This is a genomic window from Eoetvoesiella sp., from assembly GCF_035555955.1.
In the GTDB taxonomy this organism is placed as follows: Bacteria; Pseudomonadota; Gammaproteobacteria; order Burkholderiales; family Burkholderiaceae_B; genus Eoetvoesia.
In genome coordinates this window covers 1-15,285 of sequence record NZ_DATMGA010000051.1, presented here as the reverse complement: position 1 = coordinate 15,285, position 15,285 = coordinate 1, and the positions used below count along the sequence as shown (strand labels likewise).

At 62.2% G+C, this 15,285-nt stretch carries 11 protein-coding genes and 1 tRNA gene; 8 read left to right on the top strand and 4 right to left on the bottom strand.

Features of this window, described 5'->3' with window-relative positions:
* The first annotated feature begins 8 nt into the window (after nucleotides 1-8).
* From rlmB to VNT00_RS12470, 4 genes are all read left to right on the top strand, one after another.
* Nucleotides 9-758 carry a 23S rRNA (guanosine(2251)-2'-O)-methyltransferase RlmB gene (gene rlmB, locus VNT00_RS12485; protein ID WP_325587930.1) on the top strand — a complete coding sequence of 250 codons (750 nt, stop codon included), beginning with the start codon at nucleotides 9-11 and terminating at the stop codon, nucleotides 756-758.
* Nucleotides 759-869: 111 nt separating this feature from the next.
* Nucleotides 870-2,108, top strand: coding sequence for a cystathionine gamma-synthase family protein (locus VNT00_RS12480; protein ID WP_325587928.1), 1,239 nt, complete (start codon nucleotides 870-872; stop codon nucleotides 2,106-2,108).
* Between the two features lie 403 nt (nucleotides 2,109-2,511).
* The gene (locus VNT00_RS12475) at nucleotides 2,512-2,784 is read left to right on the top strand and encodes an HU family DNA-binding protein (protein ID WP_113931454.1); all 273 of its coding nucleotides are present in this window, start codon (nucleotides 2,512-2,514) and stop codon (nucleotides 2,782-2,784) included.
* A gap of 142 nt (nucleotides 2,785-2,926) precedes the next feature.
* Nucleotides 2,927-3,002, top strand: a tRNA-Val gene (locus VNT00_RS12470).
* A gap of 77 nt (nucleotides 3,003-3,079) precedes the next feature.
* Here VNT00_RS12470 and VNT00_RS12465 read toward each other — a convergent pair.
* On the bottom strand, nucleotides 3,080-3,505 hold the full coding sequence (locus VNT00_RS12465) for a GNAT family N-acetyltransferase (protein ID WP_325587923.1): 426 nt from the start codon (nucleotides 3,503-3,505) through the stop codon (nucleotides 3,080-3,082).
* Nucleotides 3,506-3,524: 19 nt separating this feature from the next.
* Nucleotides 3,525-3,851, bottom strand: a complete 327-nt coding sequence (gene sugE / locus VNT00_RS12460) for a quaternary ammonium compound efflux SMR transporter SugE (RefSeq protein WP_325587921.1) — start codon at nucleotides 3,849-3,851, stop codon at nucleotides 3,525-3,527.
* A gap of 244 nt (nucleotides 3,852-4,095) precedes the next feature.
* Between sugE and VNT00_RS12455 the strand changes: the two genes are divergently transcribed.
* Nucleotides 4,096-5,754 carry an FMN-binding glutamate synthase family protein gene (locus VNT00_RS12455; protein WP_325587919.1) on the top strand — a complete coding sequence of 553 codons (1,659 nt, stop codon included), beginning with the start codon at nucleotides 4,096-4,098 and terminating at the stop codon, nucleotides 5,752-5,754.
* Nucleotides 5,755-6,021: 267 nt separating this feature from the next.
* Here VNT00_RS12455 and VNT00_RS12450 read toward each other — a convergent pair whose 3' ends face one another.
* A complete protein-coding gene (locus VNT00_RS12450; RefSeq protein ID WP_325587917.1) occupies nucleotides 6,022-6,348 on the bottom strand; it encodes a YnfA family protein in 327 nt (108 codons plus the stop codon).
* 226 nt (nucleotides 6,349-6,574) lie between these two features.
* Between VNT00_RS12450 and VNT00_RS12445 the strand changes: the two genes are divergently transcribed.
* The 3 genes from VNT00_RS12445 (at nucleotide 6,575) to VNT00_RS12435 (ending at nucleotide 10,254) form a co-directional block, all read left to right on the top strand.
* On the top strand, nucleotides 6,575-6,964 hold the full coding sequence (locus tag VNT00_RS12445; protein ID WP_325587915.1) for an RNA-binding S4 domain-containing protein: 390 nt from the start codon (nucleotides 6,575-6,577) through the stop codon (nucleotides 6,962-6,964).
* 202 nt (nucleotides 6,965-7,166) lie between these two features.
* Nucleotides 7,167-9,263, top strand: coding sequence for a putative bifunctional diguanylate cyclase/phosphodiesterase (locus tag VNT00_RS12440; RefSeq protein ID WP_325587913.1), 2,097 nt, complete (start codon nucleotides 7,167-7,169; stop codon nucleotides 9,261-9,263).
* Between the two features lie 52 nt (nucleotides 9,264-9,315).
* Nucleotides 9,316-10,254 (top strand): GAF domain-containing DNA-binding protein, encoded by a 939-nt coding sequence (locus VNT00_RS12435; RefSeq protein ID WP_325587911.1) that lies wholly within the window; start codon nucleotides 9,316-9,318, stop codon nucleotides 10,252-10,254.
* Here VNT00_RS12435 and VNT00_RS12430 read toward each other — a convergent pair.
* A partial coding sequence (locus tag VNT00_RS12430) for an autotransporter outer membrane beta-barrel domain-containing protein (RefSeq protein ID WP_325587909.1) occupies nucleotides 10,245-15,285 on the bottom strand: 5,041 nt, incomplete at its 5' end. The two genes, VNT00_RS12435 and VNT00_RS12430, sit on opposite strands and share 10 nt — an antisense overlap.

Here is a 15,285-nt window from a genome sequence, read left to right as displayed (position 1 = left end):
GGAATATTATGCCGTCCCACCAGGTTTTGGCAGGCTTTCACGCCGTAACGGCGCGTCTGCGCCACGCGCCATCGTCCATCAAAGAGCTCTATTTCGAGGCGTCCCGCCGCGACAAGCGCATGCAGTCGCTGATAGACCTGGCCCAGGCAGCCAATGTACGAACTCATCCTGTCCCGGCCGACAGGCTCGATGGGCTGGCGCGCGGCACCCGGCACCAGGGCGTGGTGGCTCTGGCCGACGAAAACCAGTTGGCGGTCGACATCGACGAAGTCCTGGATATGCTCGAAGACAAAGGGCAAACGCCCTTGCTGCTGATTCTGGACGGTGTTACCGACCCGCACAATCTTGGCGCCTGCCTGCGCACGGCCGACGCGGCGGGGGTGCATGCGGTGATCGCCCCGCGCGACCGCGCCGTGGGTCTCAACAGCACGGTACAGCGGGTGGCTTGCGGCGCCGCCGAAACCGTGCCCTACATCATGGTTACGAACCTGGCCCGCAGCATGCGCCAACTGAAAGAGCGCGACGTCTGGCTGGTGGGCACCGACGACCAAGCAAGCGGCACCATGTATTCCGTGGATGCGCGCCGCCCCATGGCCTGGGTCATGGGCGCCGAGGGCGAGGGCATGCGGCGCCTGACGCGTGAAACTTGCGATGAACTCGTCAACATTCCCATGACGGGCTCGGTCGAAAGCCTGAACGTGAGCGTCGCCAGCGCCGTGTGCCTGTACGAATCGGTGCGCCAGCGCGCCAGCGGCTAGGCTTGCGCGGCCCGATATATTTGCTTACACGGCCCGCGCCAGTTCGAAGCGAGGGCCTTCGAGCCCGCGATGTGCAGGCTCCGCCCTTCCAACCTGATTTCGTATATTGTCATGACCAACAACAGCAGCAATGGTTTTACAACCAGCATTCTTCACGCCGACAGGCGCTCATCGGTAGAGCACGGCGCCATCCACAAGCCCCTGCATCCATCCTCCGAATATGCGTATGCCGACTCGCGCGAGTTGGCGGCGGTGTTCCAGGGCAAGGCGGGCTTTACCTATGCACGCCAGGGCACTCCCACGACCAACGCGCTGGAAGCCAAGATCACGCACATGGAAGGCGGCATCGGCACGGTTTCCTTTGCGACCGGCATGGCGGCCCTCAATGCCGTGTTCTTTACCCTGTTGCGCAAGGGCGACCACCTCATCGCCAGCCAGTACATTTTCGGCAACACCAATAGCCTGCTCGGCACGCTGGCCGGCCTGGGCGTGGAGGTGACGTTCGTCGACGCCACCGACGCGGCCAATGTGAAGGCGGCATGGCGTCCCGAAACCCGCATGGTCTTCGTCGAGTCCATTGCGAACCCGGGAACGCAGATCGCCGACCTCCTGGGTATCGGGCAGTGGTGCACGGAAAAGCACCTGGTATATGTGGTCGACAGCACCTTGTCCACCCCCTGGCTTTGCCGGGGCATCGACGTGCAGGCCAGCCTGGTGGTCAACTCCTTGTCCAAGTATATTGGCGGCCACGGCCATGCCCTGGGCGGCGCGGTTACCAACACGGGCCTGTACGACTGGTCGGACTACGACATCATCGCCCAGCCGTACCGCAAGGGACCGCCGCAAACCTGGGGGCTGACACAGATCAAGAAAAAGGGGCTGCGGGACATGGGAGGCACCTTGTCGGCCGATTCCGCGCACCGCATTTCCGTCGGCTCCGAAACGCTGGCCCTGCGCATGGAGAGGGCCTGCTCCAATGCTCTGCAGTTGTCCAACTATCTGTCGGCGCATCCCAAGGTCTCGGCCGTGCATTATCCTGGCCTGGCCAGCCACGCCCAGCATCAACGCGCCGATCAGCTGTTCCAGCATCGTTTCGGTTCCCTGATGGGCGTGGAGCTGGTCGACGGCATCGATGTCTTCGAGTTCCTGAACCGCCTGGACGTGCTGATTCTGGCCACCCACCTTGGCGACACGCGAACCCTGGTCCTGCCCGTGGCGCATACTATCTATTATGAGATGGGCGCCGAACGGCGCGCGCAGATGGGCATCGCCGACAGTCTGCTGCGGGTATCGGTGGGCATCGAGGACATCGAAGACCTTATCGAGGATTTCCGGCAGGCCCTTGGCTAGGCCCCATCCTGTTCAACCCTGTGCAGCAGCCCGGCAAAACCGCCGGGGCGTCGGCCGGGCAAAGCTGAACATGATCTGGTATTTTTTTGCAACTTGCGGCGTAAATGCAGCGGCGTGTGGCGTGGCTGTGGCCTGGAAACACATTCATGGCGCGCTGCGAAAGTTAAAATTTGAAAAAAGTCAGCAACCGTGCGGGTTTTGGACGATTTTCGCTTGACAGCTGTGTGTTTCAAAGGCTTAATACGCGTTAGTCGTGTTGTTGTGTGCAGCTACTTGCCGGCTTGCATCCGGCGCGTGTCTCCACATTGATTTCGAGTAGTAAAAAATGGCACCTAGGGTGCTGCTTTTTTTGATCAGTTGTCAGGCGTTGCCTGGCTATAATAATTTTTAGGGGTAATCCTTAATGAACAAAACAGAGCTCATCGAACACATCTCCACCAAAGCCGATCTTTCCAAAGCCGACGCCGGCCGCGCCCTTGAGGCTTTCATCGGCGCCGTCAAGACCACGCTCAAGAAAAAGGGCTCGGTCACCCTGGTCGGTTTCGGCACGTTTGCCGTTTCCGAGCGCGCCGCCCGCACCGGCCGCAACCCCCGCACCGGCGAAGCCATCAAAATCAAGAAAGCCAAGGTGCCCAAGTTCCGTCCCGGCAAGGCACTGAAAGACGCCGTCAACTAAACAATGCCTTATTTGCGCGGGTAAATATAGTCCGCTATAATTTGCCCCGCGTTTTGCAAGAAGTGAAGTAGCCCCAAAGCTTTGTAAACACGGTGGTTTCAAGCCGCCGCATTACAGGCTTGGTGTCAGCCAAGGCTGAAAGGGGTGCTTAGCTCAGTTGGTAGAGCGGCGCCCTTACAAGGCGTAGGTCACAGGTTCGACCCCTGTAGCACCCACCAAACTTTTTGCATCATTAAAAAAACCACTCGAATTGAATCGGGTGGTTTTTTTATTTCTGCTTGGCATCGCCCCGGCGCTACAACACGCGCCGCATCGTAATATGCTCGATGCCCGCATCCATGTAGGTGCCGCCTTCGGCGACAAAACCATGGGCGGCATAGAAGGCCCGGGCGTGGCATTGGGCCGACAGCACCGCGTGGCCATGGCCGCGCCGCCGCGCTTCGTCAACCAGGGCAAGCAGCATGGCCGACCCCACCCCCCGCCCGCGCCAGGGCCGAAGCACCGCCATGCGCCCGATATGGCCGTCGCCCAGCAAGCGGCCGGTGCCCACGGCAATGCCACGGCCGTCGCTGGCCAGCACGTGAATCGCGCGGGCGTCCTCGTCGTCCAGTTCTTCCTCGAGCGGCACGTTCTGCTCGTTCACAAAGACTTCAAAGCGTACTGCGCCGGCCTGACGGCCGATTTCGTCCCAGCCCGCCAACTTGATCGAATAGTTTTCCATGCTTGAATCCAAAGCCGATTCAACTGCTAAGCTTCAGCCCGATGATTCCGATCACAATGAAGCCCATGCTGAGCAATCTGGCGAAGGTGGCGGCTTCGCCCAATAAAAGTATGCCCAGCGCCACGGTGCCGACCGCCCCGATGCCCACCCATACCGCGTAGGCGGTGCCCACGGGCAGGTATTTCAGTGCCAGGCCCAGCAAGGCGACGCTAACGACCATGCTGACCACAGTGCCCGCGGTCGGCCAGAATCGGGTGAAACCCTCGGTATACTTGAGGCCGATGGCCCAGCCCACCTCGAACAGGCCGGCCACAACCAGAACAACCCACGAGAACGACGCAGACATTGCTTGCTCCAGAAAACATGGGGTCGTCCCCGTTGCTCGGCAAAACAGCGGGGTCGTCCCCGCCGCCGATGAAAGAAGTACCAGTTTAACCGTTTGACGCGCTGCAATAAAGGCGAGCCCGAACGGCGCCAGGCCGGCGGCCGATCAAGCCTTGCAACAGGCACCCAGCACGCCCGCATGCGTCCAAGCCGTAAGCAGGGAAATTGCTTCCGGCATGAAAATACCAGGCATGACAAGGAATCCTATGACTCGACTGCTAACCCGACACACCGCCTTCTACATCGTCATTGCAGGAACCATACTGTTTCTTGCCCTTTCCGTCTTCCTCAGCGCCTGGTGGCTGCCGCCGGCGCTCGTCTGCCTGGCCCTCGTCGTGCTGGGCATCATCGATCTTGCGCAAACCCGCCATGCCATACGCCGCAACTATCCGGTCATCGGGAATCTGCGCTATTTCTTCGAATTCATCCGCCCCGAGATCCGCCAGTATTTCTTCGAGGACGATACGCAGCAACTCCCCTTTTCGCGCGCCAACCGCTCCTTGGTGTACCAGCGCGCCAAGCAGGAAATCGACAAGAGGCCCTTCGGCACGCAAGGCGACGTCTACGGCAATGAATACGAATGGATCAACCATTCCATGAGCCCGACACACCCCGAAAACAGCGATTTCCGCATTACCGTGGGCGGGCCCGACTGTACCCGGCCCTATTCACTGTCGGTCTTCAATATTTCGGCGATGAGTTTCGGTGCGCTGTCCGCCAACGCCGTGCTTGCCCTGAACAAAGGCGCGGCCATGGGCAATTTCGCGCACGACACCGGCGAAGGCGGCATCAGCCTGTATCACCTTGAACACGGCGGCGATCTCATCTGGAACATCGGCTCGGGCTATTTCGGCTGCCGCGACAAGGACGGCCGCTTCTCGGAAGAAGCCTTTACCCGGCGCGCCCGGCACGACAGCGTCAAGATGATAGAAATCAAGCTGTCGCAAGGCGCCAAGCCCGGCCATGGCGGCATACTTCCGGCCGCTAAAGTAACGCCCGAGATCGCGCGGGCACGCGACGTGCCGCCCTGGACGGAATGCGATTCGCCCTCCACCCACAGCGCCTTCAACACGCCGGTCGAACTCATGCAGTTCGTGGCGCGGCTGCGGGAGCTCTCCGGTGGTAAGCCCACGGGCTTCAAGCTGTGCGTGGGCCACCCATGGGAATGGTTCGCCATTGCCAAGGCCATGCTCAAGACCGGCATTACCCCGGATTTCATCGTTGTGGATGGCGCCGAAGGCGGCACGGGCGCCGCGCCCATCGAATTCGTCGACCACGTGGGCACGCCCCTGCGCGAAGGGCTGCGCCTGGTGCACAACACCCTGGTCGGCATCGGCCTGCGCGAAAAAATAAAGCTGGGCGCATCCGGGAAAATCATCAGCGCGTTCGACATGGCCCGCATCATGGCCCTGGGCGCCGACTGGTGCAATGCCGCCCGCGGCTTCATGTTCGCGGTCGGCTGCGTACAGGCCCAGGTCTGCCATACCGGACGCTGTCCCACCGGCGTCACGACGCAAGACCCAAAGCGCCAGGCCGCGCTCGTGGTCGAGGACAAATGCGTGCGCGTCAAGAACTTCCATCACAATACCTTGCAGGCCCTTTCGGAACTGCTGGGGGCCGCCGGCCTGACGCACCCCGACGAACTGCGCCCGCACCATATCGCCCGCCGCATATCGGGCAGCGAAGTGCGTGTTCTTTCCGCCCTGTTCCCCGACCTGCAAAAAGGCGAGCTGCTCGAAGGCAAGTTCCGGCAGACCATTTTCCGCGTCAGTTGGCCCATGGCCCAGGCTGAATCCTTCTCCCCTTTGTACAGCCTGAGCGCAGCCTTGTCGGGCCACGGTCCCACCCCGGTTCCAGAAGCTTGATCTGCAGTTAAATTTAATAACAATTTTTTCCGGCAGGCGAAGGGCGGATTGGTAGTAATCCTAGTTGGCCCGAAGCCCGACTCGAACTATCGTTACCTTACTGCCACACGAGCAGTACAACTGCCCTCGAGGCAGTTCCCATACACCACGTCATCGTAGGTGTCCACTGCCCCAGCGGCAGCAAGGCCCCGCCAAAAGGCGGGGCCTTTCAGTTTTCGCAACGCAATATCCGCACCCTGCCAGCCTGTAGTTCTATATGCGCCTGCCTCATGAAGGCTGCAAGGCAATCACCGCCATGCCGGCCAGGGCAAGCGCCGCCCCCGAGACATCCCAGCGCGTCAAGGGCACTCCATCGACAACCCGCAGCCAGATCAAGGCGGCCACGATATACATGCCGCCATAAGACGCATATGTCCTGCCCGCCGCGGACGGATGCAAAGTCAGCAGCCATGCGAAAAGCGCCAGGGAAACGGCGGCGGGCAAAAGCAGCCACAAGCTGCCTCCCTGCTTCAGGACCAGCCATGGCAAGTAACAGCCGACAATTTCGGCCAAGGCGGTAAGCGCAAACAAGACACTCAGACGCAACAATTCCAATTTCCAGCCTCCATCCAGATAATCCGGATTCTGCCACAATGCCGCAAACCATCTTGCAGATCGCTACCGGCCAAGACGGCATGCCGTGACACTGCAGCAAACGTAAAAACCGACGCACGGGGTTGGCAGGATTAGAATTGCACTATTCCTATATATTCCACGCACACCTCTTCCCGCGCCCTCATGAATATCGTCACATTCCCCACCCCATTCTGCAAGCATCGCCATGCCTGAACAGATCCGGCTGGACAAATGGCTTTGGGCGGCTAGGTTTTTCAAGACCCGCAGCCTGTGCGCCCAGGAAATCGGCAAAGGGCGAATACTGCTGAACCGGCAATTGCCCAAGGCGTCGCGCGAAGTAAAGCCGGGCGACCTGGTGGAGATACGCCGGGGCGACGCCACCGTCACGGTAATCGTCCAGGCGGTCAGCAACGTCCGGGGTCCGGCGCAGGCCGCGCAGCAGCTCTATACAGAAACCCCCGAAAGCATCGCTGCGCGCGAACGCGCCGCGGAACTGCGCAGGCTGGCTCCCGAACCCGCTCGGGACCTCGATGCCGGCCGCCCCACCAAACGGGACCGGCGCGCCATCGAGCGCCTGCGCGGCAGCGGCCAATAAAAAGCCGCCGAATTCAAGTATTCACCCACGATGCCGTTATAGCCGGTGACAGCTGCATGACCTTGCCTTCGCCGTATATATATTTAGACATATAATGTCGAGTTCCGCAAACACTTGCCCAGTATCATTCTTCTCCCACCCATACCCTGCAATGCACCGCTCCCCGGGCTATCCATCACTTTCATAAAGACGCGAAACCACAATGCTCGCCACCAGCTACAGCAGCTCATTTGTTCTGGTCTCGATCTTCGTCGCCATATTGGCCTCATATACGGCCCTGGACATGGCGGGACGCATCACCAAGACATCAGGGCGCGCGGCGCGGCTGTGGCTGGCCGGAGGCGCCTGCGCCATGGGCGTGGGCATCTGGTCCATGCATTTTGTCGGCATGCTCGCGCTGAGCCTGCCGATTCCCCTGGGCTACGACCCGACGATCACCATGCTCTCCCTGTTGATCGCCATCGCCTCGTCGGCATTCGCTCTGTGGATAGCCTGCCAGGCAACCTTGCCCTGGCGCCGCCTCGCCGTCGGCGCGCTGCTGATGGGCATGGGGATTTCCGGCATGCACTACTCTGGCATGGCGGCCCTGCGCATGGAACCGGGCATCCAGTACATACCTTCCCTGTTTCTGTTGTCCATTGCAGTCTCGATGGTGATATCGGGCGTGGCGCTATGGATAGCGTTCAGGCTGCAACGGCATTCCATGCATATTCGAAGGCTGCGTGCCATCGCCGCTTGCGTCATGGGATTGAGCATCGTCGGCATGCACTACATTGGCATGGCCGCCGCCGAATTCCCGGCGGGTTCGATTTGCGGCGCGGCAGGCACCGGCATCGAGATCGGCTGGCTGGGGCTGGTCGTCGTCGTCGCAACGCTTAGCGTGCTCACGATGGCGCTGACCATCTCGCTGCTGGATCAACGCCTGGAATCCAGGACCACCGTCCTGGCAAGCTCGCTGGCCCAGGCCAACAAGGAACTCACCTATCTGGCGCTGCACGACAACCTGACCAAGCTGCCCAACCGCCTATTGCTGGAAGACCGGCTGGAGCGCGCCATGGAGGGGACCAGTGACGAATCCCCCCATTTCGCCCTGATGTTCATGGATCTGGACGGCTTCAAGGCCATCAACGACGGCTACGGCCACCATGTCGGCGACCTGCTTCTCGTCGAGATCGCCAACCGCATCAAGCACAGCATCCGCGCGCAAGACACCATCGCCCGCGTAGGCGGGGACGAGTTCGTCCTGCTGGCCAACGTTTCCGAGCCTTCCGATGCCGCTTCGCTGGCCGACAAGGTCGCCATCGCCATCCGCATACCGTTCTCCATTGCCGGCCGGGATCTGCGCGTATCGACCAGCATCGGGATAGCCATGTATCCGGGCGACGGCTCCACCGAGCACGAACTGCTGGCCAACGCCGATGCCGCGATGTATCACGCCAAGACCCTGGGACGCGACACCTACTGCTTCTTCGAGGCATCCATGAACGCCAATGTCCACAGGCAGCTGCAACTGACACTGGATCTGCGGCTGGCGCTGGAACGCGACGAGCTGGTGCTCCACTATCAACCCAAATTCATCGCGCCTCATGGCCCGATTACCGGCGTCGAGGCGCTGGTGCGCTGGGCTCACCCCGTTCACGGATTGATTCCTCCGGATGAGTTCATTCCGCTTGCGGAAAAAACCGGACTCATCGTGCCCATCGGCACCTGGGTGCTGAACGAGGCCTGCCGCCAGCTCAAGGTGTGGCACGAAGCGGGCTTCGATACGCTGGTCATTTCCGTGAACCTGTCGGCCCATCAGTTCCGCGACGAGGCGCTCGTCCAGACTGTCGGCGAAGCTCTGGCGAAACACGATGTCGAGCCGCGCTACCTGACGCTCGAGGTCACCGAGTCCACGGCCATGCACGACGTCGAGGCGAGCCTGCGCATCCTGCAGGAGCTGGACAATATGGGCGTGCGCATTTCCATCGACGATTTCGGCACCGGCTACTCCAGCCTCCTGCACCTCAAGCGCCTGCCCGCCAGCGAACTGAAGATCGATCGGGGCTTCGTCAACGACCTGGCCAGCGGCACCGAAGATGCCGCCATCGTCTCGGCCATCATTGCCCTGGGCCAGGCGCTGGACCTGGATATCGTCGCCGAGGGCGTGGAAACCGATACGCAGCAAGGGTTTCTGACCGACCTGGGATGCGATGCGCTGCAAGGCTTCCTGCTTGGCCGTCCCGTGCCCGCCGAGAACCTGAAGGAAGCCCTGGTGCAGGACAAGGAACGCTTCGGCCAAGCGGCAAACCGAAGCTGAGGATGCTACATCCGATATAGGCAGTAGCCGTAAGAAGCAGCAGGAGTCGCGCATGCAGAACGCAAGTCAATACACGATTTACACCGCAACCGACCTTGAACCCGGCTCATTCGGCAACTGGATCTATCACTGCGCCATGAGCCTGCTCACATACCCGGTCGACGAAGCGATTGCGGAACAACTGGCCTTCATGGGCAAGACCGCCGATGCCGACCGTGCATGGATGCTTGAATACCGCCCGGACATGCTGCGCTTTTGCAATACCTATGAATGGTGTCGGGGCCAGACCAAACCATTCGTGACCGAACTCCAGGACGTTCCGACGACCTTGATCGCCTGGCTGCACCGGCACATGGTGAAAGGGCATGCCGTGGCCGTGCACGATGTCAACGACTTGCCGCGCAACGCGCGGGCCATCCAGGCCGAATTCCAGCGCCAGGGAAACAAAAGCGTCCTGAGCGTGCCGATATTCCATGAAGAAAAGCTGCGCGGCATCATCGGCTTCGACGCCACCACCCGTCACAGAACCTGGTCTTGCGGCGAAGTCGGCGCGCTGTTCCAGTGCGCGGGCCTGGTCGGGCAGGCAAAGTACCGGAACCAGCGCAACCACGGCAGCACCGCGTACGAAAGCTCGGCGCCCCTTGTCTACCTCAGCATGCGCGGCGTGGTTCGGGGCGTCTCGCCCGAAACAATCGTCGGCGTGCGCTCGGCTGGAAACTATAGCGAGATATGGCTCGAGAACGGATCAATGGTGCTCGACTCGCGCACGCTTGGAATGTGGTCGACCCTGCTGCCGGGGCAGTTCTTTTTCCGGGTGCATAGAACAGCCATCGTGAATGCGCTGCATATCGTCGCGGTCGACCGAAGAAGCCACGACAAGTGGCTGATCGAAATGCGGTCGGTGGCCAATGCCTGGCCGGTGTCGCGTTCGTACCGGAAGAGCCTGCGCGAGCGCATGGGAATCTGGCCCCGATCGACGGATCAAAAATGATAGGCCGCGCGCAGGGTAAATGATTGATCCCTGTATTGCCCATTGACGCGCAATGAATACTCCGTCTTCAGCTCCAGCCCCTTGGGCGTGACATACTCCAGGCCGGCCGACAGATTCGCGTACGTCTTGGGCATGCCCGACCTCAACGAGAACGGCTCCGAGCCCAGGCTGCTCAACTCCATGGTGGTTACGACGTCTCCGCTATTCAAAAAGCTTGCTCCACCCGCCAGGTAGGCGCGCAGCGTCGAGCCGCTGGCAAGATTCCTGCGCCCGCCAATCTCCAGCATGGGCGAAACCATGTACGACGTGGTGTCGTTGCCGTGAACCTTCAGGTCGAACAGGCCGGAGCCCTCTTCCTGATAGCCGTTCTGGCGAATATGGTTCACATCGAAGTCGACATAGGGGCGCAGGTACCAGGACGGCCGGCTGACCTCATAGGCAAGCCGCAGCCGGCCTGCCAGAAAGGATGATTTCGGCGTGCTTTTCGCCACCCCGTCAAGGGTGCTGCGCGACATCCGGCTCTGTTCCATGCCGCCATACACGGCAAGCGCGGCCTGCCATGGCGCACGGTTGTATTTGAGGGCAAGACCGCCCGAGAATGTGTCGCTATGGTTCGACACACTGGAGGACGAGGTGGTTTCACCATACGCATAGCCTAGCGCCCCGCCCAAAAACCAGTTGTGCGATATTTCGCGCTGTGCACCGATCGTCACTGTTTTCTGGCGGACCCGATAGCCTTCGTCATCCGCCGTCGTATCGCGCGCGATCCAGTTCGCCTCCAGGCGCGCCCAGGTGCAATCGCCTTCCCGCAGCATGGTGCTTTCCCCGACAAACCCTGGGCAGCTCATCATGCGATTCATCGAAGCGTAGGATGCCTGCATCTGATTGCTGGCGCGGGCGAACTGGCCATCATGGGCAATGCTGTTCAGGGCATCCCGATATTGGTCCTGCGTCTGGACGCCGGTGAGCTTGTCGAATGCCGGGCCGGTGCTTGCATCGCCCCGGTTCCATAGCTCCTGCAGCGAACGGGCGATATTTGCACGATCCGCGCTAAGCGCAAACACCGAAGGCGTAAAATCGGCATCGACCGAAATCAGCGGATCGCGCCAGGCCTGGGGACCATTGTTCTTCAGCATGTAACGGAATAAGGGGGAGTCGCCTTCGGCAACCGGCACGCTGGTTTGCGGTGTATCGAAATGCGCTATGCCCAGCCAGATGTTTTTCACGGGATTGTGCAGCACAGGCCGAACCGTGCCGGCGAAAACCGACGCCCCGGACACCGAAACAAAATCGCTATTGTGGTTGGAAAAACCAAGATCCGGCCGGTAGGCGCCCGTATTGTTCAGCGTGCCGGTAATCCGCGTCGTCACATAGGCGCCAGGCCCGCCGGGATTGAGCACGCCGCCATTGTTCAGATCGCCCTGGAACCGCAACCCGCTGTACAAGCTCCCCCCCGCCTCGTTGTTGAAAACGCTGCCGCTTCCCATGAGCACGTCGCCCGCCACGGTTCCAGTATTGGTGACGACCGTGTGCCCAAGGGCGTCGATCGCCGTCTTTGCCTGGATGACGCCGGCATTGGCGATGGTCGTGCTTGCCAGGGGAGACACCGCCAGGATGGCCGTTCCGGACGAAAGATCGGCGCCCAGAAGCGCCTTCGACGCCAGATCGATCGTGATGGGCCGCCCGCCTCCGTTGGCGCCATTACTGACGGCTACGAGGGCGGGAGTATCTGCGCCGCTGGCCACGACCTTGGCGGCCTGTCCAATAGCGATGGAAATCGGTCCGCCATAGGCCAGGTGATTGTCGGGCGTGCCGTATTGATAAAGCGTACCGTCCTTGAACACGCCTCCACCGCCAATGCTCATCGCCAGGATGGCCGGAGCATTCGCGCCTGTAGTCTGGACGGTTCCCCCGGCCCCGACGGAAACATCGATGGCGCCGCCGTTGCCATCGCCGGCGGTCAGCCCCGCCTGTTGTATGAGATTTGCCGTGTAATGCGCGGACGACTGGTCGCCCGTGAGCCCCCCGCCACCGCCAACGCTCTGGGCGAGAATACCGCTGGCGCCTGCCCCCGACGTCGCCACCGTGCCGGAGATGGAAAGGTTGACCGCGCCGCCATCGCCACCGGCGGCCTCGGCCCCCAACGGCTTCAAGGTTGTCAGATTGGGCTGGATCGTCAGCCCGGCGATGCCTCCCCCTCCGCCAACGCTCTGCGCCACGATGCCGTGCGCATCGACCCCCGACGTCGAAATGCTGCCGTTCGCGTCCTGGGTTACGGAAACGTTTCCTCCCGCCGTGTTCATCCGCGAGGTGGATCCAAAGGCAATGTCCGCGGCATTCGTGGCAGGCGCCGTCGAATCGTCAATCGCGGCATAGCCGCCGCCACCGCCCACGCTTTGCGCGAGAACGCCGAAAGAAAGCACGCCCTCCGTAGCGATGCTGCCGCCCGAGTTGGAGACCGCCACATTGCCGCCGTTGCCGGCGCTGGGCAGGGCCGACACACCGTCCTCTCCTCCCGAGCTGCCCAGCAGGATGTCGGTGCTCTCCAGGGATGCGCTGGACGACACGATGGCCACTCCGCCGCCGCCCCCGACGCTTTGCGCGAATATGCCGGGGGAAAGCGATCCGCGCGTCGCGATGCCGCCGCTATTGTTGTTCACGCTTACCGCGCCGCCGCTCACCTGCGCAAAGTCGAACGCGCCGGGCAAATCCCATTTGAACTCGCCCCCCAAGGTGAGGTTCAGTGTGGCGGTCTGCTCCACATGGGCAAGGCTGCCATTGTGCAGGCTGAGCACGCCAAGGCCGCCGCTGCCACCCACGCTTTGCGCCATGATGCCCGCCGAGCTGGGCGCATGGGTCATGATCACGCCCCCATGGGTCACGGTCACCGAGCCTCCCGTGCTTGTCGTCTCTCCTGCGGCCTGGCTGCCTGTGGCGCCCAGCTTCATGGTCGAATCGAAATGGGTCCAGAGAAACATGGGCTGGCTGACCGACGACACGCCCCCGCCCCCGCCTACGCTCTGGGCGAGGATGCCGGGCGCCTGATAGCCCTGTGTGCTGATCCGGCTGGTCGAGGCACTGGTATCGACCGCGACCACCCCGCCAATACCGCTCGAACCATCCACGCCCCCGTCATTCACATTGATGGCGGAGCTGAAGGCAGAGCGGCCCCCAGTGTCAAGAAGCTTGATGACGTAGGTAATCTTGTCGATGATTTCAGCGCTTTTGCTGCCCGCTGCCTGCTCTACCGCGTTTTCCAGGTCCTGGCCGCTGGCGACGCTCCGCCCACCGCCCCCGCCTACACTTTGCGCCAGGATCCCTATCGAACCGTCGCCCAGCGTCGAGATCGTGCCTGTATTCAGGACAGTACTTGGGTCCGACGACGAGCCGCCTCCGGAACCAGCCGCGCCGCCGTTTCCCCCAGTCTGGTGCGTGATGGCGGTTTGCGGCAGCAAAAGAACAGCGCCGCGGGATATGGGCGCCGCAGCATGGATCAATGCATCGATGCTGGAAAACAGGCTGGAGACCCCGCTCGAATCGATCATCCCCGCATTGCCGCCGCCTCCGCCTATGCTCTGCGCAACGATGCCGGGTGCGAAGTCTCCCGCCGTCGCGATGAAGCCGTCGTTGCGCACGTTGAATGAAGCGGCATTGCCGCCAACGCCGCCGTCGCCACCCGTCGTAACTCCGACGGACAGATCGATGGCTTTGCTGACTTCCAGCTCCGGGCCGCTTTCCAGCCAATCCGCCACCTTGTCGAGCAAGTCGGGCAGGTCCGATGCCGAGCCAAGGATGTCATTGAAGGAATCGGCATCATGCGTCTGGACAATGCCGCCGTTGCCGCCTCCCGCCCCGATGCTCTGCGCGAGAATGCCGGCCGACCCCGTGCCCAGGGTGGTAACGGAGCCTGTACCGGAATTATCGACTTTGACGTACCCGCCATTGCCACCTAACCCTCCCTGGCCGCCGTGGCGAAGACTGAACTGCAAATTGATCAGTGAACTGCCGATCGTCGACGACTTGACCGGGGCCAGTACGCCCCCGCCGTTGCCTCCGCCTCCGCCTATGCTCTGTGCCACCAGACCTTTGCTTTGCTCGGCCTCTGTGCTGACGGCTCCGCCATTCACAAGCGTGACCATACCGCCATCGCCGCCACGTTGCCCCGAGCCTCCATTGCTGATGGCGAGCGCGACAGTTCCGCTTGGGTTGTCCCCGGTCGGCGGCGCGATCGTGACGGTGCGCGAATTGGCCAGGCCGCCATTGCCTCCGCCGCCCCCGATGCTTTGCGCCAACACCCCGTTGCTATGTGCGCCAAGCGTCCAGATGATTCCCGGGCTGGTCTGCGTGAACGAAACGGAGGAGCCCGAACCACCGCCGCCTCCTTGTCCGCCATTGCTCAGCGTAACATTCAGCCCGACGCCAACGCCGACCGCGGAGGCCGACCCGGCGCTGCCGCCGCCGCCACCTACGCTCTGCAGCACTACCCCCGAAGAATTTCCCGCGCTGGTATAAATGCCGCCATCCGAAGAAAACTGAAGCTCGCCGCCATTGCCACCCGCCCCGCCGTTGCCGCCGATGGCGATGGACGTGATCACTCCGGTGGCATTCGCGTCTCCGCCAAAGCCACCTCCACCGCCAATGCTTTGCAGCGACACCGCCGCGCTGTTGTCACCCAACGTAGCGATGCCGCCCGTATTGCTCATGATGATGCGGCCTCCGGTGCCCCCGGCGCCGCCGCGGCCTCCGCCCACAGCCATGATGCCGTTGGTGGTTTCCGCCAGTCCGCCCCCGCCGCCCGCACTGCTGGCGAGCACGGCGGCCGCATCGTTGCCCGCCGTAGCGATGTCGCCGGCGTTGGTAATGGTGATGGCCTGATCGGCCTGGGCGCCCGGGCCGCCGTCCCCGCCGCGCCCGAATGCGCCGCCGCCTCCGCCCTCGCCGCCTTCTCCGCCGAGCACATTCGCTACAATGCCTTTGGCGCCCACGGTGTCGCTCGAACCCGTCTTGATGGCCCCGGTATTGGTGATGGAC